Origin of the sequence: Hymenobacter sp. HDW8, from assembly GCF_011305775.1 — a bacterium.
In the GTDB taxonomy this organism is placed as follows: Bacteria; Bacteroidota; Bacteroidia; order Cytophagales; family Hymenobacteraceae; genus Hymenobacter; species Hymenobacter radiodurans.
The window spans coordinates 2,517,273-2,541,110 of record NZ_CP049907.1 but is presented as its reverse complement, the minus strand read 5'-3'; the positions used below and the strand labels follow the sequence as shown (position 1 = coordinate 2,541,110).

21 protein-coding genes are annotated in these 23,838 nt (G+C 55.2%); 9 read left to right on the top strand and 12 right to left on the bottom strand.

The features are described 5' to 3' along the window. Positions 1 to 25 precede the first annotated feature (25 nt). Positions 26 to 700, top strand: coding sequence for a HEAT repeat domain-containing protein (locus tag G7064_RS10695; protein WP_133271357.1), 675 nt, complete (start codon positions 26 to 28; stop codon positions 698 to 700). Positions 701 to 869: 169 nt separating this feature from the next. On the opposite strand, the gene G7064_RS10690 is transcribed toward G7064_RS10695, so the two are convergent. Then, positions 870 to 1,886 carry a transglutaminase-like domain-containing protein gene (locus G7064_RS10690; protein ID WP_240935443.1) on the bottom strand — a complete coding sequence of 339 codons (1,017 nt, stop codon included), beginning with the start codon at positions 1,884 to 1,886 and terminating at the stop codon, positions 870 to 872. Positions 1,887 to 2,148: 262 nt separating this feature from the next. On the opposite strand from G7064_RS10690, the gene G7064_RS10685 reads away from it, so the two are divergent. Both G7064_RS10685 and G7064_RS10680 read left to right on the top strand, forming a co-directional pair. Next, a complete protein-coding gene (locus G7064_RS10685) occupies positions 2,149 to 3,351 on the top strand; it encodes a homogentisate 1,2-dioxygenase (protein ID WP_166073564.1) in 1,203 nt (400 codons plus the stop codon). Between the two features lie 64 nt (positions 3,352 to 3,415). Further along, positions 3,416 to 3,940, top strand: coding sequence for a hypothetical protein (locus tag G7064_RS10680; protein ID WP_166073563.1), 525 nt, complete (start codon positions 3,416 to 3,418; stop codon positions 3,938 to 3,940). Between the two features lie 73 nt (positions 3,941 to 4,013). Here G7064_RS10680 and G7064_RS10675 read toward each other — a convergent pair whose 3' ends face one another. The 5 genes from G7064_RS10675 to G7064_RS10655 form a co-directional block, all read right to left on the bottom strand. Further along, the gene (locus tag G7064_RS10675; RefSeq protein ID WP_166073562.1) at positions 4,014 to 4,808 is read right to left on the bottom strand and encodes a hypothetical protein; all 795 of its coding nucleotides are present in this window, start codon (positions 4,806 to 4,808) and stop codon (positions 4,014 to 4,016) included. Positions 4,809 to 4,877: 69 nt separating this feature from the next. After that, a complete protein-coding gene (locus G7064_RS10670) occupies positions 4,878 to 5,606 on the bottom strand; it encodes a hypothetical protein (protein WP_166073561.1) in 729 nt (242 codons plus the stop codon). Positions 5,607 to 5,689: 83 nt separating this feature from the next. Next, positions 5,690 to 7,249 carry a hydroxymethylglutaryl-CoA reductase gene (locus tag G7064_RS10665; protein WP_205711109.1) on the bottom strand — a complete coding sequence of 520 codons (1,560 nt, stop codon included), beginning with the start codon at positions 7,247 to 7,249 and terminating at the stop codon, positions 5,690 to 5,692. A gap of 122 nt (positions 7,250 to 7,371) precedes the next feature. After that, positions 7,372 to 8,130 (bottom strand): energy transducer TonB, encoded by a 759-nt coding sequence (locus G7064_RS10660; protein ID WP_166073560.1) that lies wholly within the window; start codon positions 8,128 to 8,130, stop codon positions 7,372 to 7,374. An 85-nt stretch (positions 8,131 to 8,215) separates the two neighbouring features. Next, entirely contained in the window at positions 8,216 to 9,043 is an 828-nt protein-coding gene (locus G7064_RS10655) for a WG repeat-containing protein (RefSeq protein WP_166073559.1), read from the bottom strand. Positions 9,044 to 9,143: 100 nt separating this feature from the next. Between G7064_RS10655 and G7064_RS10650 the strand changes: the two genes are divergently transcribed. Next, the gene (locus G7064_RS10650) at positions 9,144 to 10,463 is read left to right on the top strand and encodes an amidohydrolase (RefSeq protein WP_166073558.1); all 1,320 of its coding nucleotides are present in this window, start codon (positions 9,144 to 9,146) and stop codon (positions 10,461 to 10,463) included. A gap of 146 nt (positions 10,464 to 10,609) precedes the next feature. Continuing rightward, the gene (locus G7064_RS10645; RefSeq protein WP_166073557.1) at positions 10,610 to 11,482 is read left to right on the top strand and encodes a RimK family alpha-L-glutamate ligase; all 873 of its coding nucleotides are present in this window, start codon (positions 10,610 to 10,612) and stop codon (positions 11,480 to 11,482) included. Positions 11,483 to 11,566: 84 nt separating this feature from the next. On the opposite strand, the gene G7064_RS10640 is transcribed toward G7064_RS10645, so the two are convergent. Then, positions 11,567 to 12,364, bottom strand: coding sequence for an SDR family oxidoreductase (locus G7064_RS10640; protein WP_166073556.1), 798 nt, complete (start codon positions 12,362 to 12,364; stop codon positions 11,567 to 11,569). A 272-nt stretch (positions 12,365 to 12,636) separates the two neighbouring features. On the opposite strand from G7064_RS10640, the gene G7064_RS10635 reads away from it, so the two are divergent. Then, positions 12,637 to 15,105, top strand: coding sequence for a M4 family metallopeptidase (locus G7064_RS10635; protein WP_166073555.1), 2,469 nt, complete (start codon positions 12,637 to 12,639; stop codon positions 15,103 to 15,105). A 91-nt stretch (positions 15,106 to 15,196) separates the two neighbouring features. Here G7064_RS10635 and G7064_RS10630 read toward each other — a convergent pair whose 3' ends face one another. Together G7064_RS10630 and G7064_RS10625 are read right to left on the bottom strand one after the other, a co-directional pair. Further along, entirely contained in the window at positions 15,197 to 15,928 is a 732-nt protein-coding gene (locus G7064_RS10630) for a hypothetical protein (protein WP_166073554.1), read from the bottom strand. 79 nt (positions 15,929 to 16,007) lie between these two features. After that, a complete protein-coding gene (locus G7064_RS10625) occupies positions 16,008 to 16,733 on the bottom strand; it encodes a tetratricopeptide repeat protein (RefSeq protein WP_166073553.1) in 726 nt (241 codons plus the stop codon). 290 nt (positions 16,734 to 17,023) lie between these two features. Here G7064_RS10625 and G7064_RS10620 point away from each other — a divergent pair, with 290 nt between their 5' ends. Further along, positions 17,024 to 17,908, top strand: coding sequence for an alpha/beta hydrolase (locus G7064_RS10620; protein WP_166073552.1), 885 nt, complete (start codon positions 17,024 to 17,026; stop codon positions 17,906 to 17,908). Positions 17,909 to 18,065: 157 nt separating this feature from the next. Beyond that, positions 18,066 to 18,785: a hypothetical protein gene (locus G7064_RS10615; protein ID WP_133271371.1), complete on the top strand. Its 720-nt coding sequence runs from the start codon at positions 18,066 to 18,068 to the stop codon at positions 18,783 to 18,785. A 25-nt stretch (positions 18,786 to 18,810) separates the two neighbouring features. Here the strand turns inward: G7064_RS10615 and G7064_RS10610 are convergent, their stop codons facing one another. Next, positions 18,811 to 20,034, bottom strand: a complete 1,224-nt coding sequence (locus G7064_RS10610) for an amine oxidase (protein ID WP_166073551.1) — start codon at positions 20,032 to 20,034, stop codon at positions 18,811 to 18,813. A gap of 62 nt (positions 20,035 to 20,096) precedes the next feature. Further along, entirely contained in the window at positions 20,097 to 21,032 is a 936-nt protein-coding gene (locus tag G7064_RS10605) for a cation diffusion facilitator family transporter (RefSeq protein WP_166073550.1), read from the bottom strand. A 246-nt stretch (positions 21,033 to 21,278) separates the two neighbouring features. Here G7064_RS10605 and G7064_RS10600 point away from each other — a divergent pair, with 246 nt between their 5' ends. Beyond that, positions 21,279 to 22,637, top strand: a complete 1,359-nt coding sequence (locus G7064_RS10600) for an APC family permease (protein WP_166073549.1) — start codon at positions 21,279 to 21,281, stop codon at positions 22,635 to 22,637. A gap of 112 nt (positions 22,638 to 22,749) precedes the next feature. Here the strand turns inward: G7064_RS10600 and hemB are convergent, their stop codons facing one another. Beyond that, positions 22,750 to 23,742, bottom strand: a complete 993-nt coding sequence (hemB, locus tag G7064_RS10595) for a porphobilinogen synthase (RefSeq protein WP_166073548.1) — start codon at positions 23,740 to 23,742, stop codon at positions 22,750 to 22,752. Positions 23,743 to 23,838: the final 96 nt, after the last annotated feature.

Here is a 23,838-nt window from a genome sequence, read left to right as displayed (position 1 = left end):
GCAATTAACCTTTTTCGGAAAACGAATGAGCGACGCACACAAAGATTTACAGCAGGCTTTAGAGCAATTCTGGAGCTATATGGCGCGGCGGCAGGGTGGAGCAGTATTGGTGGAAGAACTAAAGCTGAACTTCTGGGACGACGACCACGATACCATGGAGCGTCGGCGCTACCGCAGCGACCTGCACCGGGCCACTATATCCGAAATTGAAAAGCAGAACGGCGGTTGGGGCGACGTGAACGGCATTGACTTGCTGCTGGAAGCCATCACGGCCGACTATCTACATGAGGATGTTCTGTATGAGTGCCTCGAAACCCTTAAGCCTGCTCGTCGCACTATTCTACTGGAGCGTGGGTTGCTTTCGCCGCTCTACCACACGCGCTACCTGGCTGCTGAGCATGTAGCTCACTATATCATTCCTCATCGCACGGAATTGATGGAATTCCTTATCTGCCACGATGATCATAAGCTCGTCAGCCGATATGCACTCAATACATTGTCGGATTTGCACCCCGCAAAAGCAGTAGAATATGCGTTGCCTCGCCTTACCGATGAGGATGCGTATATGCGGCTGGCTAGCGTAATGGCGCTACAAGCAGCCGGGCATAGTTTACCAGCTGAGTTGGTAGCCGCCCTGCGCACCGATTCGAATGAGTATGTCCGCGAAGCCGCTACCGAGTTGGTAGTAGCTAAACAATAACCTCTTATCTATATCTATTTGCTAGAAATCTACTATTACTAAGTGCTAACAAGAAAAGGCCGGTTGCCTCTCCGTAAGGAGACGATCGGCCTTTTTGCGTTTAGTAGCTGTTATTCCCAGCTTTGTTTTGACACCTATAGCTTCCCGATCTCTATAGACGGCTGTTCTATTATTTCCGCTTGCTGGGGGGCAATTTTAGGTCCTGATAATAGAAGTTTTGTTCTAAACTGGTGAAGGGCTGACCATCTACTTCAGCATAGGGATAAACGAAATAATTTAGCGGCGCGCCTTGCTGGCGGGGAGCTAGTGTAAGGTCGCGGCCACGGGTCAGTTCCACGCGATTTTCATCGTGGGCTCCAAAAAAGTAGGTGCGCTGGGCCGGGTTTTTGGCCGCCTCCGACGCGTCGATAGGCACCCAGCCGGTTTCGCGAGTATAAAACTCGGCCCAGCAGTGATACCCTTTCACCTCGCCTGTACCGCGCTCGGGAGGTAGCGGAAAGCCAATGCTGAAGCGCGCCGGAATACCAAGGGCACGGCAGTAGCCAATAAAGACAGCGTGAAAATCGGTGCAGTTGCCGCGGCGAGCATCACAGGCGTAATAGATATCGCCACGCCCCCAGCCCTGACCCGTTTTATCGTACTTAACGGTAGAAACCACGTGGTTATAAATAGCCTGCGCCTTTTCGAGGTCGGTATGGGCATTGGCTTGCGAAACCACCTCATTTGCCCATTGCTTGATCTTACCATCCAAGGGCACAAGGCGGTCGGGCTCTAGCCAGCGGGCCATATTGGGGTCTCCAGCTTCGGTGTTCTTCGTAGCCGCCGCGGCTGACTTTGGTGCCACGGCAAGGTTCAGGTGCTCGCGCCGGGCTGCCTGAAAACGCACTGATACAGTGAAAGGCTCTGCCGACGGATTCATCACCTTCAGGTGCAGCATTTGGTTGTTGTACTGCGCCTTTACTACTTCGTACGGATGCGGAGACTGTATTTTTAAGTCGCTAATAGTTTGCGACTTATCGGAATGCGGTACCGGAAGCCACAGGTCGACGGCCTTGGCACCGGGGGGCAAATTGCGAACAGTCGTTTTGTATTCGAAAGCAAAGGTGCGAACGCGGGCCGGCTGGGGGGCTTTTTTAGCTGCTGACTCCGCCCACCGACCGGTGTGAGGAATAAAGGCAGTAAGCAAAAGCAGAAGAGCAAGTGGCCCAAGCCGTTTAGGCGAAAAAAAAGTACAAATCACAGTAGAGGATAGTTTTGCTACAAACTCCTGCTCCAATAAAAAGTTGGTGAGCAGCAGCTTATAAATGAAGCAGATACGACGGGCGATGTAGGTCTGCAAAGGTACGGCGCCAGCGTGAGGTGAGCTTCGCACGTAGCGTTTTTAGGGGAATTTGCCGACCTTCCAGCTTGCATTACTAGGCAATCCCACCCTTGCTTTCCCTATTTCTATGGCTTACTACCACCGCCTCGGCCAGATTCCGCGTAAGCGCCACACCCAGTTTCGTCAGCCCGATGGGTCGCTGTATGCGGAGCAGCTTGTGGGCACGCTCGGTTTCCACGGCGTCTCTTCCTTGCTTTATCATATTCACCCGCCCACTCAGATAAAAGAGGTTGGTGAGCCAGTGCCCTATAGCGCAAAACTGCTAAAGGACAGAGCATTACAGCCTAGCCATCTGCGCACCCTCGCCCAAACCACTACGGGTGGCGACTATCTGCAGGCCCGGCAGACGCTGATGGGCAACGCAGACGTGATGCTCAGCATTTGTAACCCTACGGAGCGCCGCATGCAGTACTACTACAAAAACGCGTTGGCCGATGAGGTGATTTTCGTGCATGAAGGCCGTGGCGAGCTGTGGAGTCAACTAGGAAAAGTCAGCTTCGAGCCCGGCGACTACGTTGTGGTCCCGCGCACCATTATTCATCAATTTCATTTCGAAGAAGGGCCTGTGCGCCTGCTCATTATTGAGTCGTTCAGTCCCATCGAAACGTGCCGACGCTACCGCAACCACTTCGGGCAACTGCTGGAGCATTCTCCTTACTGTGAGCGGGATATGCGACCGCCAACTGAGTTGATCATGGAAGAAGAGCCCGGCGAATACCGCGTGCAAGTAAAAAAGGAGGGCTATCTGCACCAACTTACTTACGCTCATTCGCCCTTCGATGTGGTTGGCTGGGATGGGTATTTTTTCCCCTATGCCTTCTCCATTCACGATTTTGAGCCGATTACGGGTCGCATCCACCAGCCCCCGCCCGTGCATCAGACGTTTGAAGCGCATAACTTCGTCATCTGCTCCTTCGTGCCGCGCCTCTTCGACTATCACCCGTTGAGTATACCGGCGCCCTACAACCATTCCAACGTCGACTCCGACGAGGTGCTCTACTACGTAGCCGGCAATTTTATGTCGCGCAAAGGCATTGATCTAGCATCGTTTACGGTGCATCCCAGCGGTTTGCCTCACGGCCCGCACCCCGGCACGGTAGAGGCTAGCATTGGCAAAAAGGAAACCCACGAGCTAGCGGTCATGGTAGATACCTTCCGGCCCATGTACCTCACCGAAACAGCCATTCAATACGTGGACGAAAAATACCCTATGAGTTGGAATCCGGACTTTAAGCACGAGCCTCCTCGCGCCGCCGATATGATGGACTAAATGGTTTGTCATCTATGAAATCGATTGGCCAAATTGTTGCTCAAATGCAGTAAAAGCCAATCACATGAAAAAAATACTATTCATCATCCCACTTGCGCTCCTCTTTTTGACAGTTGGTTGTGAGAAAATCGATCAATTGCTCTCCTTCTACATTGATGACACTCAGAATATTAAGGTTGCTGGCAATGCTGTTGTGGGGCTAATCCCGGTAGCTCCGGTAGCCGTGACAACCCGTTCAGAGGAACGCTTCAAGAATGAAGATACCCGCGCCGATTTGGTGAAGGATGTGAGCCTGAACAAGCTTACGCTCACTATTACCGACCCAAATAATGAGAATTTCGACTTTTTAGAAAGCGTAACCCTTTATATCAGTACTGATCAGAGTGATCGGGTAGCACTGGCTTCGCTTAATCCAGTGCCGACAGGGCAAAAGGTTATCGACCTTAAGCCAAGTGGCGCCAAACTGGATAAGTACCTCAAGGCATCCGGCTACACACTTACCACGGAAGCTCGCGTGAAGCGCGCCGTTGCTCAGGATATTACTATGCGTGCCGACTCACGCTTCAAAGTGACTGCTGATCCGCTGTAACCAAGAGGTGCAAACCACATAAAAAAGCCCCCCGGAGTAGCTCTGGGGGGCTTTTTTATGTGACTTAAGTAGGTTACTCGGGCTGAACTGTCCTATTGTATTCGTCGACTATCTGGACTACGTGCGCCAAATCGACGAATGTGAGCTTGTGAGCTGAAGCGTAGCTGGCCATCCGGTTCGCATCCTTTCCAAATAGATACAGAACACCGGCCTTGTTAAGATTTATTTCCTGCACGGTAGTGCGCTTGGGCGTACGGGCATACAGACGACTTACGCGCTCTATTCTTTGATCGGCGGGCCGCCCAGTACCGCCAGGAGCGAAGGCGGAAGATGTAGTTTGGGCAACTACTTCGTGCAGCAGCAATAGATCCACGGGCCCTGGCACGGAGTTTATCTTTTCAAACAGGTTAAGGTCGTGGCGCGATTGATCCGACTGGTAAGGATGAGCCACAAACTCCCGAAATATGGATGGTAAAACAGTGCCAAATTGTGCTCCCTGAAACTGCGGGAGTAGTAATACGCTGTCTGGCTTGGCTGGAGGACCTGGGCGCTGAATCTCCAGGGCCCGCGCCACCAAATTGTAGCGCATAGGAGCTTTGATTTCCTGTCCATTAGCCAGTTTTACAGTGCCCGGCCGCCAGTCGCTATCATAATAGGTCAGGGGTGAGGCCATCTTAAGCTGCTCCACTATTTGCTGTTGATGGGCATTCCGAACGCCCACCTGAAAGGTTTCCTGACGCAGCTGTGCCATAGAAGGCCCATTTACGCCCGGACTCATGTTAACAGTCTCCTGCGCGTAGCTAGCCGAGCAAAAAAGCAGAGGTAAGGTAGCACCAAACCCAAGGCAGATAATAAAGGAGCTTTTCATAAATGTAATGCCAGTAGCAAAATCATGCTTTACTATGCGGAAGCTATACGAAAGATAACTATTTGACTGTTATTTGATTAAGCTCTGGTAGTGTTCCATCATTCTTACTACGTTGGGCAGCTGTTCATAGCTTAGATTGTTCTGACTAGCGTATGCTTCTATCTGGGGGGCTTTTTCATTGAACAGCCGCAGCACAGCTTTCTTGGTCAGGCTTAAGGGCTCAACTCGCTCCTGACCTGCGCGCAAAACGTACGGCTGCGTACTGCGCAGATATTGTGCAGCGCGTGTTTCAACGCCAAGGGCCTCGTTGCGGGCGGCTGGACGCTCTACCACTTCGTGCAGCAAGAATAAGCGCACAGGGCCTTGGTTGAGCGATTCAAAAAAGTTTTTGCCGCTGTAGCTGGCCGACCGATACGACTGAACTTCAAAAGCCTGCCCGTTTTTGCCGGCGGGCCCCAGAATAAATCCTCGGATACTGGCAGCGGGAATTATCCGAATACCGCCTTCGGCAGTTGGGTCCTGTACCTCTACAAGGCGCATGGCCATATTGAAGCGCATGGCTGGTACGGCCAGCGCCTGTTCGTTGGTAAACAGCAGCGTACCAGCTTTCCAGTCAGGCGTGTAATACGCTTGTTCGGGCGTGAGTTTCGTCTGATCTACGAGGCGCTTGTATTCAAATGGTGTGTAAGATCCACCTGTTAGTCGCCCTACTTCGCTCATTGTAATGTTTTGATTCTGAGCCATGCTCAGGCTAACCAACGCCACATTCAATAATACCAGTAAGCTTATTCTTTTCATTTTCGGATGGAGTAGCTATCAATCTGTTAACTAAATACCAGTGTCTCTGAAGCGACTGTGCTAGCTGGCCTGGGGCTCTGCTCTTATCGATTGCGGCCGTACTGCTCGTGGCTGCTGACCCAGTCGCTGCTCGAAATGGCAGCACCCAGGCTTAGTTCGCCCGCCAGTACCACGCCGGCCACGATTTCGGCAAACTTATTCACAGTGCCCCGGCCCACGCATCCTAGCATTCGCAGGCATTCATTCTGAGTGGCCAGACCGGTGCCGCCACCATGCGTTGCCACGATGAGCGACGGAATTGTGATGTTCAAATACAAGTCGCCCTCCTTCGTTACCTCCGAATACAGCACGCCCGCCGATGATTCCGACACGTTAGCTACGTCTTGGCCAGTAGCAATGAATAGGGCGGTAATGCCGTTGGCTGAGTGCGCGCCGTTGTTGTTGGCGCCCGAAATAAAGGCTCCTACATTGCTTACTTGCCCATGATAAGCTAGTTGCTCGGGCGTCACGCGCATGCGTTGCTGCAGGATGTCGCGCTTCACGACGGCCTCGGCCACTACGCGCTTGCCACGCGTGCGCATCACGTTGATTTGGGAGGCTTTTTTGTCGGTGGCGAAGTTCGATTCGAGGTAGAAATGACGGATGCCAGGGCCCTTATAGTTTTCCAGAATCCAGGAACAGGCGGCGAAGGTGGCGCGCCCCACCATATTTTGCCCGGCCGCGTCGCCGGTGCTGTAGTTGAAGCGCAAGTAAGCAAATTTGGTGGCTAGATACGTATCGATATACTGGAGCTTAGCTACGCGTGAAGTGCTTTCGGCCTCCTGCCGAATAGAGTCGATCTCGGCTTCTACCCACTTGGAAAAGTCGCGGGCGCCGCGGGCATCGTCGAACACGAACACGGGAGCTCGCTGCATGGCGTCGCCAATGACAGTGCACTTCACCCCCCCGCACAGGTTGAGCACCTGAATACCGCGGTTGTAGCTGGCTACCAGCGTGCCTTCCGTAGTTGCCATCGGAATGAGGAAGTCACCCTGGGCATGCTCGCCGTGCACAGTTAGTGGGCCGGCCAAGCCTAGCGGAATCTGGGCTACGCCCACAAAATGCTCGCAGTTGCCCTGGAGCATGTGAGGGTCGAAGGAGTAGTTTTTCAGATGCTCGAATTCCTGGCCAGTGTATTCCTGCGCAAAGCGCTGTCGCTCCTGAATGGCCGACTCGGCGTAGTCGTCGGCATCTTGGCGCGGAATGCGCGTACGGTTAGTCGACTGATTGACAATACTGTCCTCTACCTCCACATGCAGATCGCCAAACGGATCGGCCGCAAACTGCACCTGTACGCCGTGCAGGCCTTCGGTAAGAGCAGCAGTGGTGAGGTAAAATGTGATGCTGTGACCCACCAAAAACTCCAGGCCGCCGGGGGTGCGGCTCAGCACATCGGGTGCGGGGCGAATGTCGCCGTCGCCCAGGTCCAGGGCAATATGATCGGGGGTGATTCGCTCCCCATCGATCTGCACATAGTCGAGGCGGGTGAAGCGGACGGTGTCGAGACGGTTCTTGATGCTGAAAGCCACGCCATTAGGCGTGTTGCGCAGGCTGCCACGGGTATAGAGCAGCTTGAGCAGCATAGGACTGGGCGTAAAGATCATAAGCCGGGAGAGGTGGGGTTAGAACTATCGGCTTATAAGGTGCGAATTTTTTGGGAAGGATCAAGGCAAGAATACCTAGTAGTCGTTCTGTCCTTCACCATAAGGGGCAAATAGTGAGAGAATTATTCTCGAGCGAACGTGATGGGCATGGTATAACTTACATCGACTGCCCGGTCTAGTTGATAGCCCGGTTTCCAGGGTCCCATTAACTGCATTACGCGTAGTACCTCCAAATCAGCTGCTGGCTCCAGACTTTTTACTATACGAAAGTCTTTGACCTGGCCCGTTTTTGTTACGATAAAGTTGACAAACACTTTTCCAACTGGCATTGATTTGATAGGATATTTTAGATTCTCTTGGATAAATCTTCTTAGCCCATCCGAACCGCCATTCTTATAAACGGGCATTACCTCGGTTATCATGCCAAGCATCAACTTAGGTTTCGGCAAAGAGCCTATAGGAGCTAATAGTTGCTCCTGATTCGAAAGAAGAGCTACTGGACTTAGATCTTCCACTGTTTCAAACTTCAGCACAGGATCTGAGTGCTGGCTACACTGGTGTGCGGCCTTCTGCACTTGTGCCAATGCTTCATGCCTCGTCAGCCCCAATCCGCACACCAGCATCAGCGCCACTAAAAACCGCCGCAGCTTAGGCCGCATCCGCATCGAAGGCACTAACTGCTCAAAGGTGAACCGGCCGCACACCCGACCATCCGGCGAAGCCGCCCGCGCCTGCTCCAAGTCGGTTTGAGTGCTACGGGTGAAGTCCTGCACAAGCCGGTCACAGAGGGCGCAGTGGTGACCCTGCGCCTGGGGTGACAGGTGTTGCTCGCCTACTCCGCAAGGTTGAATCCGGACGTTGAGAATGGGCAGGGTGAGCACAAAAAGAGCCTTATGGGGTTGAGACTTGCTCGATAATTTAGTAGAAAAGCCTGAAAAAAGCCCCCCGCCGAGCGACTCACAGATTTTACTCCTCAAAAAACTCCCTGCCCCGCGTATTAATATAGCCCGCCTGCCCATCTTCCGTCAGCACCCGCGCGGTGCCGGCCACGAAGGGCTGCGCCTCACGATACCGAGGCTTCACCAGCAGCTTGCCATCGGCATCGAGGTAGCCGAAGCGGCCGGCTTGCTCAACGATGGGGAAGGCGTAGCCGTTGGCGGGCGTGGCCCGAATGGCGTCGTATTCCAGGGGCAACACCAACTTGCCTTTTTGGTTGATGACACCCCAATTTGCCCCCCGCCGCACGAAAAGCAAGCCGTTGTAGCTGTCTCGGATTTCATCATACTCGGCGGGAACTACGGCGTGACCGACGGTGAAGCGGAAGCCGACTTTGCCGTTGCGGCGCACCAAGTCGCCCTGCTCCATAAAATCGGTTTCGGGGGTGGAATCAGGAGCCATACTGAGGCGGTTGCCGGTTCGGTCTATCTGATAAGTCTCGCCGTTTAGCTCAACGGTAGCGCGGCCCTGAAAGAAGTTTTCGGCGCGGGTGAAGTGCAAGGGCGTGAGCGGGTTGCCATCGGGGCTGATGTAGCCAAAATTTGCCCTCCGGCGCACCCAGGCAATGTCGTCGATGAAGGGTCCGGCATCGTCGTAGCCTAGGGGCAGCACCAAACGGCGCTGCTGGTCGGCGTAGCCCCAGAGGCTGCCGCGACGGAAGGGCACGAGACCACTGGGGGACAGTTGAGCCAGCGCAGGTGTCAGTAGCAGGAGGTGAAAAGCCAGCAACAGCAGCAGGACGCGCCGCCCCGCTGGGCCGGAAATGCGGAGAAGCCGAAGAGAAAAAGAGGCAGGCATCAGATTGATAAAGATAGGCGCGCACCAACTTAGGCGGGCTGCCGGGTGTTGCGTTCGGTTTGTACCTTGTGTGTCCATTCGTTCGCCAACACCTACTCTTATGAAATCTATATACTCCGCGCTTACGGTCGTTGCTCTGCTGACCAGCGCTGGAATCGTGCCGGTTTCGGCCCAGAATGCTGCCCTCGACGCTCGCATTGCCAAACTGGCCCAGCAGCAGGAAGCCCAGGTAATCGCCTGGCGCCGCGACTTCCACGAACACCCCGAACTGGGCAACCAGGAGAAGCGCACCGCCGAGATTGTAGCCGCCCACCTCAAAAAACTGGGCCTGGAAGTGCAAACAGGCGTGGCCCGTACGGGCGTCGTGGGCATTTTGCGCGGTGGTAAGCCCGGCCCCGTGGTGGCCCTACGCGCCGACATGGACGGCCTGCCCGTAACCGAAAGCAACGAGCTGACTTTCCGCTCTAAAGCTACCGCTACCTACAACGGCCAGCAGGTAGGCGTGATGCACGCCTGCGGCCACGACTCGCACGTGGCTATGCTGCTGGGCGCTGCTGAGGTGCTCACGCAGGTGAAAAAGGATCTGCCAGGCACGGTAAAGTTCATCTTTCAGCCCGCGGAAGAAGGCTCTTTGCCCGGTGAGGAAGGTGGTGCCAAGCTGATGGTGAAGGAAGGTGTGCTCGACAACCCTAAAGTGGATGCCATCTTTGGGGTGCACATCAACGCCCAAACCGAGGTAGGTACGCTCAAGTATCGGCCGGCCGGTACCATGGCCAGCTCCGACGTGTTCACAATTAAAGTAAAAGGCAAGTCGGCCCACGGCGCTTACCCGTGGCTGAGCGTAGACCCGGTGGTAACCTCGGCCCAGATTATTACCGGCCTACAAACCATCATCAGTCGCCAAACGGAGCTGACGGAGGATGCGGCCGTCATTACGGTGGGCATGGTGCACGGTGGCGTGCGCAACAATATCATCCCGGAGCAAGTGGAGCTGACCGGCACCATCCGGACGCTGAGTAAGGAGATGCAAACCAAGATCTGGGCGGACATCCGCCGCACGGCCACCAACATTGCCGAAAGCACTGGCGCAACGGCGGAGGTCGATATTGTGAACTATGCACCTGTGACTTACAACGACCCGCGCCTCACCGAGCGTATGGTACCCACGCTACGCACGGCGGCCGGCGCGGCAGATAAAGTGGTGCTGCAAAAAGCCGTAACCGGCGCCGAGGACTTTGCTTATTTTCAGGAGAAAGTGCCCGGCGTGTTCGTCTTCGTTGGCGGCATGAGCAAGGGCACCGATCCGGCCACTACCGCACCCCACCACACGCCCGGCTTCCGCCTCGACGAAAGCGGCTTTACGCTGGGCGTGAAAACCCTCGCTATACTGGCCGCCGATTACCTGACAATGAAAAAGTAGAGCCCCATCCTCTTTGTCATCCTGAGGCACGAAGGACCTTCTCCCCGATGAACGACTCGTGCAATTGGCACAAGGTCCTTCGTGCCTCAGGATGACAAGAGGAATATTTGATTTTGAATAAGTTAAAAACCCAAGTTTCTAGACCATTGAATATCGCTTTAGTAACCTACGAGCCCGTAGGCAAATACACCGGGGCCGGGGTAGAGCAGGAAGATGCCCTGCTTACCAGCTACTTACAAAGCTGCGGCCACCGCATAACGACTGAAATCTGGAGTGACTTGGCTGTTGACTGGCCCAGCTACGAGGTGGTGTTGTTAAAATCGCCTTGGGATTACTTTGACCGCATAGCTGAGTTTTACGCATGGCTCGACACCTTGGAGCGCCTCGCGGTACGTGTGCTCAATCCGGTGGCTACGGTGCGCTGGAATTCCGATAAAAAGTACTTGCTCGATATGCAGGCCGCTGGCGTGCGCATTGTGCCCACGCACTGGCTACCCCGCGGCTCCCGCTTCGTACCCGATGTCTTGTTTGCGGAGCTACAAACCAACCAGCTTATTGTAAAGCCTGCCATCAGCGGCGGGGCCAAAAACACCTTCTCTCTGCTGCCGACCGATGCCGCTACCCGCACTGCGGAACTGGATCTACTACTGGCCGAGGAAGATTTTCTGGCTCAGCCATTCCTGCCCCAGATTCAGACCGAAGGTGAATGGTCATTTATCTATCTGGGGGGCAAATTCAGCCATTGCGTGCTCAAAACGCCCAAACAAGGCGACTTTCGGGTGCAGCATTATCTTGGTGGTGGAGTAGAGCCACGTCAGGCACCTGCCCATTTGCTGCGCACTGCCGATGATATTGTGACTCGGTTTGCCCAGGGCTGCCTGTACGCCCGCGTCGATGGGGTAGAGGTAGAAGGCAACTTTCTGCTTATGGAGCTAGAGCTTATTGAGCCCTTCCTATACCTCGACGCAGACCAAAAAGCCCCCCAGCGTTATGAAGAGGCCTTGCAAGCGCTCCTGTAAGAAACTCATACTTGCAAGTAACCAGAAAGGCCAGTTGGGTAGTAAAGCGACTGCTCCGCTGGCCTTTCTGGCTACACGCAGGTTTTAAAAGCTAAACCCATTCACGGCAAAGCCGCCATCCACGCTCAGACATTGGCCAGTGATGTAGCTGGCGGCGGGCAAACACAGAAAGGCCACGGCCGCTCCTACTTCCTCTGGCTCGCCAATGCGCTTCATCGGGGTGCGAGACAGTACCTGCTGCAAGAATTCGTCGTCGCTGAGAACCCCGGCTACCAGAGGCGTACGGATGTACCAGGGAGCAATGGCATTCACCCGAATACCGTCGGCGGCCCATTCAACGGCTAGGTTGCGGGTGAGCTGAAGGATGGCCGCTTTGGTCATGCCGTAAATGGAGCCCGTGCGCAGGTGTATCAGTCCTGCCACCGACGATACGTTCACTATACTGGCTCGGCCGGCGGCTTGCAGCAGCGGAAAAGCTCCCTGGCACATTCCAAACACCGATTCGAGGTTGGTAGCCATGATGTGTTGGTACTCTTCGGGTGTGTACTCGGCCGTGCGCTTGCGGATGTTGGTGCCCACGTTGTTCACCAGAATATGCATCTGCGGCCACCGCTGACTTACTTCAGCCAAGAGCGCCGCCCGTCCGACAGCGCTGCTGACATCGGCCGGTATGGCGTGCGCGTCGAGACCGCGGGCGCGCCACTGCGCTACCTGAGCGTTCAAATCTGTTGGGTTGCGGGCTACGGCTACAACTGTAGCGCCAAAGCTCAGCAGCTCCTCTGCCGCGGCCGCGCCGATGCCTTTTGAGGCACCCGTAACGAGGGCAACCTGACCCGTTAGCTGCCAACGGTTGGGGAAAGTAGAAGGATTCGAGGCTGGCATTTTGATTATAGGAAGATTACAGGACGGGAGACGAATAGCTCAAAAGTCACAAATGAGGGATTTTTTAGGCTGAAAGCGAGCGGTTTTAGTTTCCAAATGCCCGCAGAGAGGATTCTTTAAGCATAAAAGACACTTTCTGTTTTCTATATAGCCACGTCACATTTTGGGGGTTGTTGGGTGGTGAAGGAGTGGGCAAAATCGTAATTTGAGGCATAAGTCGATTGCAGTCGGCTGTACTCCGTTCCCTTTTCCATCACCAAACCTCCTCATTAATGGTTAACAAGTACTCTGTTGCCACCCTGCTTTTGCTGGGTGGTATTTCTTCCGCTTACGCACAAGGTCAGGATTTGACGCGCGTAAAACACAAAGAAGTAGGCGAAAAAGGCATGCCTACGCTTATCCAATTCCGTCTGGAGGGCAAATCGTACCAGATGAGCGAAGCCCGAAAGGCGTTAGCTGAACAACTCGAACTGACGGCCGACGACCAGTTCCAGAGTGCCAAAATCGAAGCGGACCCAGAAGGTTTTGTGCACGAAAAGTTTAACCAGTATTACAAAGGCATTAAGGTAGAGCACGCCGAATACACTGTACACGCCCGCCAAGGCACGGTTGAAACCATGACGGGCAACTTTGAGCGGGTGCAAAATGTAAAGACGGCGCCAACTATAAATGAGAACGCCGCATTGCAACGCGCTCTCCGCTTCGTGGGGGGCAAAAAATACATGTGGGAAGATGCTGGCGAAGAGGCTACCCTGAAAGAGCAGGAAAATAACCCGCGCGCCAGCTACAAGCCAGAGGGCGAATTGGTGATTGTGGCCAATACCCAAGCGGAACCCGGAAGCCCCGAGTTTGAGCAGCCTACGTTGGCCTGGAAGTTTAATATCTATTCGCAGCAGCCGGTAAGCCGGGCCTATATTTATGTAGATGCGCAAACCGGTGACATTGTAGCCAAGGATGCCATCATCAAGCACGCGGCGGCCACGGGCACCTTTGCCACCCGCTACAGCGGCACCAAAACCAGCGCTACGGAAAGCATTAACGGCAGCTACCGCCTGCGTGAGCTTACGCGCGGCTCGGGCATCGAAACCTTTAACTGCCGGAAGGGCAACAGCTACACCACTGCCGTCGATTTCACCGACGCCGATAACAGCTGGACGGAGTATGCCAACGCTAATTTGGACAACGCCGCCCTCGACGCGCACTACGGCGCCCAAAGCACGTACGACTACTTCAAGAACGTGCACGCCCGCAACAGCTATAATAACGCGGGCGCCAAAATCAAGAGCTACGTTCACTTCGACGACACGCCCGGTGACGGCAAAGGCTACGAGAATGCCTACTGGAATGGCTCTGTAATGACCTACGGCGACGGCTACACGCGCTTCGATCCGCTGACCTCGCTCGACGTAGCGGCCCACGAAATCGGCCACGCTGTGTGTTCCAGCACTGCCAATCTTACCTATTCGTATGAGTCGGGGGCGCTGAACGAAGGCTTCTCCGATATCTGGGGAGCAGCTGTGGAGTATTACAAAGACCCCAATAAAGCTACCTGGTTGATTGGTGAAGACATTGATAAAGTACGGCCTTCGTTGCGCTCGATGAGCAACCCCAACGCCGAAGGCCAGCCCGATACGTATAAAGGCACCAACTGGTACGCCGGCAGCGGCGACAACGGCGGCGTGCATACCAACAGCGGCGTGCTCAACCACTGGTTTTATCGGTTGGCCGTGGGTGGCAGCGGCACCAATGACATCGGCAGCAGCTTCAGCGTAACGGGTATCGGCATTGACGCGGCGGCTAAAATCGCCTACCGTACGGAGAGTGTATACCTCACGGCCTCAAGCAACTACGCGGCGGCTCGCACTTATTCCATTCAGTCGGCCACCGACTTATATGGCGCAGGCTCGGCTCAGGTAATTGCCACTACAAATGCCTGGTATGCAGTAGGTGTGGGCGCGGCATATAGCGGCGGCACCACTCCACCTCCACCCACGGGCGTAACGTATTGCGCTTCTAAAGGCACCAATAACACGTATGAGTGGATTGATCTGGTGAGCTTGGGTACTATCAATCGTACTTCCGCCAAGGAAGTAGGTGGCTATTATAACGGCACGGCCATGAGCACCAGCGTAGCAGCAGGATCTTCACAGACCATTAGCTTTAGCGCCGCCTTCTCCTCCACGGCCTACACCGAATACTGGAAAGTGTACATCGACTGGAACAAGGACGGTGACTTTGTGGACGCCGGCGAAACAGTAGTAAGTGGTACGTCCGCCAGCGCAGCCACTCTCAGCGCTACCTTCACGGTGCCCACCACGGCCCGAAGCGGCAGCACCCGCATGCGTGTTTCGCTGAGCGACGCGGCCCAAACCAGTTGCAGCAGCTTTACTTACGGCGAAGTAGAAGACTACACCATCAACGTGACGGGCGGTGCCGCCCTCACCAGCAACGTAGTAGCCGTAAGCAACACGAGCAGCAACGCTACGCTTGGCAGCGACAATTTGGTAGGCACTGAGGTTGGCGTGTATCCAAACCCGGCTACCGATGTGCTGCGCGTAACGTTGCCCAACAATGCCTCCGCCGTATCAGCGCAGGTAGCGGATATGCAGGGCCGGACCATAAAAGCCCCCCAGCTGACGAGCAACGGCGAGCTAAACGTGACGCAACTTGCTAAAGGGATGTATATGCTCAGCGTAAGCGACGGGCAGAAAACCTTCCGCCAGCGTTTCGTGAAGCAATAAGCTGATAACAAGGGCCGAAAAAGCCCCCAGAATAAAGAAAGTCGGTCGCACGACCGACTTTCTTTATTCTGGGGGCTTTTTTAAGGTGAGCTTACTTAATGGAGTATTCAATTTTTAGCTCCACAGTACCGTAGCCATCGTTCTTCTTGGTGTTGCCGCGCAGGCTGACATCGTCCAGCTTATCGGTGCTGGTGAAGTTGTAAGCCGCTTCGGCCGTCGCGCTGAAGTCGCGGGAAAGGCGGAAAGTAAGGCCGCCACCTACTGGCGCAATCACGGCTACGTTTGGATAGCCAGTGCTTTCGGGTGCCAAATACACTTGGTTGTTCACGGGCCGCCCGGTGCCTATGTAAGTCTTCGGATCATACATGGCTAGGCCAATGCCGGCCTTCACGTACGGCTTCAGAATGGCTGCCGGCCCGCGAGGCGAAGCGAACTGCGACTCATCGCCGAACAGCTCATAGCGCAAGAAGGTGGTCAGTGACCCATTGCGGCCCCGGAAAGCCAGATTACGCTCCGGCAGCTGGTCGGTAGCGCCTATTTGGAAGTAACCTACTTCGCCACCCACCAACAGGCGAGGCCGCAGCAGATACAGCCCGCCCACGCTTATGCTGGGGCCCGGCAGGTTCTGCGACCATTTGCCCAAGTCGCCGGTGTAGAGGGCCACGCCCCCGCCCACCGTCACGCGAAATGGCCCCCGATAGTAGGGGCGGGCTTGGCTGCTAAAATAGCGCCGCCGCTGGCCGGGACCTTGGGCGGCAGCAATGTAGGAAGAGGCTAAAGACCAGAACAGCAAGGAGCTGAGAAGAAGCAAACGAGGTTTCACAGGCAAAAACTTAGTTGAAAGTAGCCGCGACTTACGCGATTAACTACCAGTTCGTTGCCTAACGTTGTTGCCTCCAGCTTTATTTGAACTTGCCTGTGGGATCGGGTTGCTTGGCCAACAGCTCGCCAATAAAGCCGAAGTCGAAGCCGACCATATTCAGGCCTTGGCCCTTATGAACCGCCTCCCAGGCCTTGGTGTAGTCTTCCTGGAAATAATAGCCTCGCGCCATCTGCTGCCACGCCACCGCATTGTTTGGGTCGGCGGCAATGGCCTTTTGCAGGTATTCCATGCCAGTGGTCAGGTCCTTTTTCTTTTTGGATTGCTCGAAACGAATCAGGTAGCTAGCGCCCAGGTCGCTGAGCGTATTCCCATCGGCTGGGTTAACGGCTAAGGCTTGCGAGAGTAGCTTGATCGACTCGTCGGGCGTGGGGTTGCGGCTGGTTACTACGCCCAAGCCACGGTAGGCATCAGCGTTTTTCTGATCGAGCAGCCACGCCAGATTGAAGCGGTACATAGCCGTGTCGGGCTGGTTTTCAGTTAAGTACTCAAAGCCTTTGGTGGAAAAAAACTTGCTAGCCTCGGCCCGCGAAGGGAAATTGCGGTCGATATCAGCCAGGAAATTTGGGCCAACTACCTGCTCGGCCTGAGCCGTGCTGATGCCGCCAAATAATGGCAACAAGCGATTGGCCTTGCTGACAGGAGCGGTAGCCGCCGCCGCTTTTTCCTTTTTATTTTTGCGCTGTGCCAACGTAGGCGTGGCACCAAAAGCCAGCAGCAGCGCCGCCAGTACCAGAATATTTTTCATGCAACAGGTAGAAAGAAAATGCTAAAAATTGCCCCCCAGCATCAAAATGCCGGTCGGGCTCTCGTACAAATATAACGCCCTCAGCCCAAGGATAGTCTATGGGGGACGCTGTAGCTGATGGAAGGCACAAATGGGCGGCGAGTACACACCGATTAAGGCAGGAGGCTAACTGGGGGGCTTTTTTAGTGGCTCGCTACAGGCTGGCAAACCAGTAAGCAAATCCACGAGTATATGCGGGCTAATCCGGAGGCAATTCCAGTGTGGAAGCGCCCACTATCTATTCCCTTTCGATGCGTGTTTCTCGTGTATTAGTGCTGTCAGCGTTGCTTGTGTTGCTACTTGTAATAGTCGGGGCCAACGAATATGCGGTGGCCCGGCCCAGCCGCCGCACCCAGGATATTGCCTACGTAGCTGCCACCGAGGCCAGCTTCAGCACCGAGCGCCACCGCCTCGATGTATATGCCCCGCGGCGCAAAGCGGCTGACAGCCAGCCAGTTGTGCTCTTTATTCACGGTGGCAACTGGGACAGTGGCAGCAAAAGCATCTATACCTTCATTGGGCGGCGGCTGGCTAAGCAGGGCGTAGTGGCGGTCATTATCAACTACCGACTCTCGCCCGAAGTGCAGGTGCCTGCTATGGCCGACGACTGTGCCCGCGCCGTGCGCTGGACCCAGCAGCACATTGCCGAGTATGGCGGCGACCCCCAGCGTATTTTTCTGATGGGGCACTCGGCTGGGGCAAGCTTAGCGGCGCTGATTGCGACTGATAACCAGTACTTCACCCGGCTGGGAGTAGCCCAAAATCCCGTGCGCGGCGTCATCCTCGACGACCCCGCCGGCCTCGACATGTACGACTATCTCCTCAAGAAGCAGTATGCCGGCGACGAGCAGTACCTCACCGCCTTTGGCCGCGACCCGCAGGGCTGGAAGGCCGTATCGGCGCTGTATCACCTCACGGCCGCCAGTCCGCCTTTTCTTACGTTCGTGGGGGGCAAAACGTATCCTTCCATTGCCAGTAGTAGCCAGAAGTTTCGGAGCCGGTTGGTGGAGCTAGGCGTGCGGCCGCAGTTCACGGTGCTGCCAGATAAAAAGCACATTCCGATGGTGTTACAACTGTATTGGCAGCACAACGTAATTTACCGGCAGCTACTGCCGTTTATAAGCAAAGCCAACTGATAGTTGAAGGTATATAAGAATGCTGGCTGCTAGGCTGACTTAAAAAAAGTCACAAAAAATGTAGCCGGAAACTAATTAAAAATCAGACATAAACGTAAAGGGGTATTTCCAGATTTTTAAAATGCTATAGGCCCCTTTATCGTTATAAATCAGGTAGATGAAAAATAAGGAACAGTTGCTTACCTCATCTGGGGAATTGAACCGGATGCGGATTCTGGGCCGCTATACGATTCTTCGTACGCTACCTGAGAACTTACTCGATGATTTGATTTGTCTGACGGCCGCTCTGTTTGATGTGCCAATAGTGCTGGTGTCGTTTGCCGCGGCCGAAACGGAGGAGCAAGCGGCTACTTATGAGGCATTTGGCTGGGATACTAGCGGAGAAGAGGATTTCGGCACCGTGGCCATACGACGGAGCGAAACCGCGTTGCTCGAAGAAATGGCCCCCAAGCCGCTGGAACTGGCAAATCCTTTTGTGACACGCGCCCTCAACTTCCGGTTTTACGCCGCCACCTCCCTAAAAGGCACCCACGGCGATAACCTAGGCAACTTGTGTGTGGTCGGCCGGCGGCCGCGCACGTTTTCCCCCACCGAGCGCGATGTGCTGAGCAATATGTCGGCCTTGGTAAGCCGGCTCCTCGACGTGCGTCGGGTATTAGGGCCAGCGAGCCTGGCACTGGCGGGCTTGTGGAACACTATCTATGCGGCCAGCGCCGATCCGCTACACCGCATTATGGCCCTGACGGATCGGCTGAAGAATCAGGAAGATCTGGAAACCATTACGGCTGTTATTCAGCGGAAGCTTATCTGTAAAGATGCCAATCTGATAGCGGGCATTGCTAATCAGCATATCAGCAGCCTGCTAGAGAATCAATAACAAAGCGTGGCTAAGCGCCTGATTATTACATGGTGGAAGTTGCCTTTCTCTGCACTGATTGAGTGTCGGTAGCCGAAGTGAGCACCTGCTCTATATAGGCCTGCGCCCGCAGTAGCTCCTCTGCGTATGGCTCGTAAAGAACTCGTGTGGGTGGTCCATCCGGCACTAACTCCGCATCCCACAGGCCAGATTGGTGCCAGTTATCCTGAAAATCCCAGTCGGGCCGGTCGATGATAGGGTAGAGGCAAACGCCCCACAGAGGAACCCCCTGCTGCAGCGCAATGGCACACTCCCGGGCGATGTGCTGCATCCAAAGTGGCCGATCAATACCCGGATGACTGGTTTCGGTGAGTACTACCGGGCGCTGGTAGCGTTTGTAAGCCATTTGCAACAGCGCACTCAGCGGCTTCCAGCGCGGATCAAGCGGCGAATCGGCCCAGCCCAGCGTTTGGCGCGGCTCTAGCTGCCACTGGTTGTCGTAGTAGAAGTTGAAGCCCAGAATATCCAGAAAATCGGGGGAGCCGCCGAGTTCGGGGCACAATCTGCCCGCCAGCATATCTACCGATTGAAACTGATTGATAGTGAACTCAGTAGTCCGGTTGCGCTCGGTCCGACTGGCGCCAATGCGGGGCACAATGTTGATGAGCGGCTCTGTGGTGAGTATACGAATGCCAGGATCCATCTCACGTAGAGCCGCCGTACCTTCGATGTAGGCCCGCATCAGCCCGCGCTTTACTTCCCAACCCTGGCCCACGCAGTAAGGAGAAGTGCCGCGCACATCGCCCCCCAGCCACGACATAAAGCTGACCTCGTTGATGGGCGTCACGATGAGAACGTCGTCGGGGCGCTGGCTACGGTAAAACTCCACGAAGGCGCGGCACAGGGCGGCAAAGCGCCGGGCGAACATCGGGTGCAGTGGCGTCAGGTCGTCGGGGTATCCGAAGTGGCAGAGGTCCCATACCTGTTGGATACCGTGGCGCTGCCCGGTAGCCAGCATCGACGCTACCGTGCTCCAGTCGTAGTGGTAGGGTGTACGCTCCACTTGGCTCCAGCGGATGCCTTCCCGCACTGTGCGAATACCGAAGGGATGCAGTGCCTGATAATCGGCGTCTAGCTTCTGAAAGTGACCGGTAAGATGCAGAAAATCAACCCGGTGGCCAAAAGCATTAAGCTGATCAGTACATTCGTAGCCACCCATCCAGAACGACTGAAAAGGGTTCTGGGGGGCTTTATCATAAACGTGGTACATGGATGTGTCGTCGTAAGGAAGTTGCGGGCAGGCGGGGGGCTTTTGGTAGCTCAGGCCACTGCCTAAACGGATGTTTTGTGCGCAACCTCTGTGATAGATTTGGCTTCGATAAAAATGCGCTTGAACTCAGGATGCTGGGCTTTAATAGCACTCTGTAGGCGCACAATAGCCTGCTCTACTTCCCCAGCCGAAAGGTTATCATGAAAATCAATGTCGAGGGCCAGCACTACGTCGCGCGGGCCCAAGTGCAGGGTCAGCGGCCGGCGAACCTGCCGAACAGTGTCGTCTGCACAAGCAAGCTTTTCCAGTGTTGCAATCGTCTCGTCGTCTACGCCCTCCCCTACAAGCAAACCTTTGGTCTTGTAAATCAAAAAGATGGCGACTCCAACCAGCATAATACCGATCAGAATAGAGGCGGCTCCATCCAGGTAAGGATTGTTGAGCGAATGGCCAAAGTACACGCCAAACAGGGCAATGGCTAAACCCAGCAAAGCCGCCATATCTTCCATCAGAATGGCAAATACTGAGGGGTCTTTGCTGCGGACTATACTGCTCCAGAATGGCGCATTGCCTCGCTCCCGATTGAAAGCTTTGAGGGCTAAATAACAGGAGGTGGACTCAAAAACGATGGCTAAGCCCAGCACCACGTAGTTCCAGGTGGGATCGGTGAGGGGTGAGGGATGTTGCATGTGGGAAATGCCCTCATAAAAAGACATGCCGCCGCCAACGGCAAACACAAGCACCGCCACGATAAGCGACCAGAAGTAAAGCTCTTTGGAGCGCCCGAATGGATAGCGGGCATCGGCTGGCTTCTGCGCCCGGTTTACTCCCAATAATATCAAGCCGCCGTTGCCGCTGTCAACCAACGAGTGAATCCCTTCTGACAGCATCGCTGAACTGCCCGTGAAGTAGGCGGCTACGAATTTGGAGATGGCAATAGCAATGTTGGCACCAATAGCCCCGTAAATGGCGGTTTTTGATTCGGAGTTGTTGCCCATAAGGAAGGAAAGACAAAGAAGTTCACAGCTACGCAGACTACAGCACAGAGGTTAGTAGAAACACGAAGCGGCAGCGTTTCTAGCCGCCAACACGTAGGCCACCAGTAAGCCATTCGACAGCCAAAAAAAGCCCCCCAGACGCCTGAAACCGTAGCTAGCTCAACTACTAGCTGAACATTCTGCTTTTCTCCGACTTTTAGGGCGCCGTCTACCTCATCTCTGCCCCCGACTGTCTCCTTCCGACCTATGCCTCAACTCGACTCAGCAAAGCCGCCTACTCTTCGCCGCGACTTAGGGCTGGTGCAAGCCACCGCCCTGAACATGATTGATATGGTGGGCATTGGGCCGTTTGTGGTGCTGCCGCTGGTCATGCACCTGATGGGCCCCTACTTCCTGCTGGCCTGGATGGTGGGCGCGGCTTTGGCGGTCGTCGATGGTATGGTGTGGGCCGAGCTGGGGGCGGCCTACCCTGAGGCCGGCGGCAGCTACCGCTTTCTCAAGCTAGCCTATGGCGAAGCTAAGTGGGGCCGGCTGATGTCGTTTCTGTATGTGTGGCAAACCCTGGTGCAGGCGCCGTTGGTGGTGGCGTCGGGAGCCATTGGCTTCGCTCAATACTTTGGCTATCTGGTGCCGCTTACCGAGTGGTGGCAGCCTAAGCTGGTGAGTGGCGTGGTGGTGCTGCTGCTTATTGCGTTGCTCTATCGCCGTATCGATGATATTGGGCGCCTGGGGGTGCTACTGTGGGTGGGCGTATTGTGTCTTATGGGTTGGCTGATTTTTGGAGGCATCACGCACTCAACTCACGAAGTGGCCTGGCTGCCCGTGGGGGGCATTTCGGACGTGCCGGGGCTGCTGTTTTCGGTAGCTTTGGGGCAGGCCGCCGTCAAAACCATCTATAGCTACTTGGGCTACTACAATGTGTGCCACTTGGGGGGCGAAATTCGTAATCCGGAGCGCGTTATTCCGCGCAGTATCTTCCTTAGTATTCTCGGAATCGCGGCGTTGTACTTGCTGCTAAATTGGAGCGTAGGCACCGTCATTCCGTGGCAGCAGGCCCAGCACTCCGAGTTCATCGTGAGCACCTTCGTCGAGACAATATATGGCAGCACGGCTGCCAAGCTGGCTACGGCGTTGGTGCTGTGGGTGGCGTTTGCGTCGCTGTTTGCCGTGCTGCTGGGCTACTCGCGCATCCCGTACGCCGCCGCCGCCGATGGTGAGTTTCTGCCGGTATTTGCCAAAGTGCATCCTACCAAGCAGTTTCCGCACGTTTCCTTGCTCATACTCGGGGGCGTAGGCTTCGTGTTTAGCCTACTGTTTCGGCTGGGTGAGGTGATTACGGCCATTCTGGCCATGCGCATTCTAATTCAGTTTGTAGGGCAGGCAGTTGGCTTAGTGGTACTCCGCCGCCGCCGCGGCACCACTGGTTTGCCTTTCCGAATGCCATTATATCCCCTGCCCGTTATCATAGCGGTAGCGGTGTGGCTGCTGATTTTCTGGAGCACCGGCCCCGCCTTTATGCTTTCGGGCCTGACGGTAATTGGGGCGGGTGTAGTCGTGTTTCTGCTCTGGAGCCGTAAGTTGGAAAGATGGCCTTTTGAGAAATAAAAGGCTAACCTTCTCAAAACATGGTGAATGTCTTAAGGAAGTTTAGCGCTGACTATACATTCATAAAAAAGCCCCCAGATTATTCTGGGGGGCTTTTTTGGATTCATTTGCCTTAGCCGCGCCGGAGCACCTGCGCCGCCTCCTTGGCGAAATAAGTCAGGATGGCGTCGGCGCCTGCGCGCTTGATGCTGAGCAGCACTTCCATCATGGTACGCTCGCCATCTACCCAGCCGTTTTGGGCCGCCGCTTTCACCATCGCGTACTCCCCCGATACGTTGTAGGCGGTGACGGGCAAAGTAGTCGCATTGCGCACTTCCCGGATGATGTCGAGGTAGCTCAGCGCGGGCTTAATCATCACCATGTCGGCGCCTTCCTGCTCATCGAGGGCTAGTTCGCGTAGCGCTTCGCGGCGGTTGGCGGGGTTCATTTGGTAGGTTTTCTTGTCGCCTTTTTTGGGCGCCGAACCCAGCGCGTCGCGGAATGGACCGTAGAAAGCCGAGGCGTACTTGGCGGTATAACTCATAATGCTCACGTGGGAGAAAGCGTTGCGGTCGAGCACATCGCGAATGAAAGCCACGCGGCCATCCATCATATCAGAAGGGCCGATAATGTCGGCGCCGGCACGGGCCTGGGCCAGAGCCATTTGGCCGAGTACTTCCAACGACGCATCGTTCATTATCTCACCGCTTTCGGCATCTACAATACCATCGTGGCCATCGGAGCTGTAAGGGTCCATGGCTACGTCGGTCATGAGCACGACCTCTGGGAAATGGCGCTTGATGTCTGCTACCGTGCGCAAGTACAAGCCCTCGGGGTTGGCGCTTTCGCGGGCCAGGCGGTCTTTCAGCTCCTCGTTAATCTGCGGAAATGGAGCAAATGATTTGATGCCAAGCTCTACACAGGCGCCAATTTCATCGATGATACGGTCGGCGGAGTAGCGGAAAATACCCGGCATCGACTTCACTTCCACCAACTGATTCTGGCCTTCGGTGAGGAAAATAGGATAGATAAAATCGTGGGTGGTGAGGTTGGTTTCCTGCACCATATTGCGAATGACTTCAGACTTGCGGTTGCGCCGGGGGCGGTGCGTGGGGATAAGCGCCATAGGTTGTTTTTCAGTAATAAGACGAGGTAGAACAACGGGTGCAAAGGTAAGGTTACCGTAGCGCCCCAATCCCTGTGAGCCTTGTTGCCACTGGCG

What these genes read in the sequence shown, in the direction of transcription:
- G7064_RS10675 (WP_166073562.1), bottom strand. Translation starts at nt 4,808, where the DNA reads ATGAAAAGCTCCTTTATTATCTGCCTTGGGTTTGGTGCTACCTTACCT.
- G7064_RS10670 (WP_166073561.1), bottom strand. Translation starts at nt 5,606, where the DNA reads ATGAAAAGAATAAGCTTACTGGTATTATTGAATGTGGCGTTGGTTAGC.
- G7064_RS10665 (WP_205711109.1), bottom strand. Translation starts at nt 7,249, where the DNA reads ATGATCTTTACGCCCAGTCCTATGCTGCTCAAGCTGCTCTATACCCGT.
- G7064_RS10610 (WP_166073551.1), bottom strand. Translation starts at nt 20,034, where the DNA reads ATGTACCACGTTTATGATAAAGCCCCCCAGAACCCTTTTCAGTCGTTC.
- G7064_RS10685 (WP_166073564.1), top strand. Translation starts at nt 2,149, where the DNA reads ATGGCTTACTACCACCGCCTCGGCCAGATTCCGCGTAAGCGCCACACC.
- G7064_RS10640 (WP_166073556.1), bottom strand. Translation starts at nt 12,364, where the DNA reads ATGCCAGCCTCGAATCCTTCTACTTTCCCCAACCGTTGGCAGCTAACG.
- G7064_RS10655 (WP_166073559.1), bottom strand. Translation starts at nt 9,043, where the DNA reads ATGCCTGCCTCTTTTTCTCTTCGGCTTCTCCGCATTTCCGGCCCAGCG.
- hemB (WP_166073548.1), bottom strand. Translation starts at nt 23,742, where the DNA reads ATGGCGCTTATCCCCACGCACCGCCCCCGGCGCAACCGCAAGTCTGAA.
- G7064_RS10605 (WP_166073550.1), bottom strand. Translation starts at nt 21,032, where the DNA reads ATGGGCAACAACTCCGAATCAAAAACCGCCATTTACGGGGCTATTGGT.
- G7064_RS10650 (WP_166073558.1), top strand. Translation starts at nt 9,144, where the DNA reads ATGAAATCTATATACTCCGCGCTTACGGTCGTTGCTCTGCTGACCAGC.
- G7064_RS10625 (WP_166073553.1), bottom strand. Translation starts at nt 16,733, where the DNA reads ATGAAAAATATTCTGGTACTGGCGGCGCTGCTGCTGGCTTTTGGTGCC.
- G7064_RS10695 (WP_133271357.1), top strand. Translation starts at nt 26, where the DNA reads ATGAGCGACGCACACAAAGATTTACAGCAGGCTTTAGAGCAATTCTGG.
- G7064_RS10680 (WP_166073563.1), top strand. Translation starts at nt 3,416, where the DNA reads ATGAAAAAAATACTATTCATCATCCCACTTGCGCTCCTCTTTTTGACA.
- G7064_RS10620 (WP_166073552.1), top strand. Translation starts at nt 17,024, where the DNA reads ATGCGTGTTTCTCGTGTATTAGTGCTGTCAGCGTTGCTTGTGTTGCTA.
- G7064_RS10600 (WP_166073549.1), top strand. Translation starts at nt 21,279, where the DNA reads ATGCCTCAACTCGACTCAGCAAAGCCGCCTACTCTTCGCCGCGACTTA.
- G7064_RS10635 (WP_166073555.1), top strand. Translation starts at nt 12,637, where the DNA reads ATGGTTAACAAGTACTCTGTTGCCACCCTGCTTTTGCTGGGTGGTATT.
- G7064_RS10615 (WP_133271371.1), top strand. Translation starts at nt 18,066, where the DNA reads ATGAAAAATAAGGAACAGTTGCTTACCTCATCTGGGGAATTGAACCGG.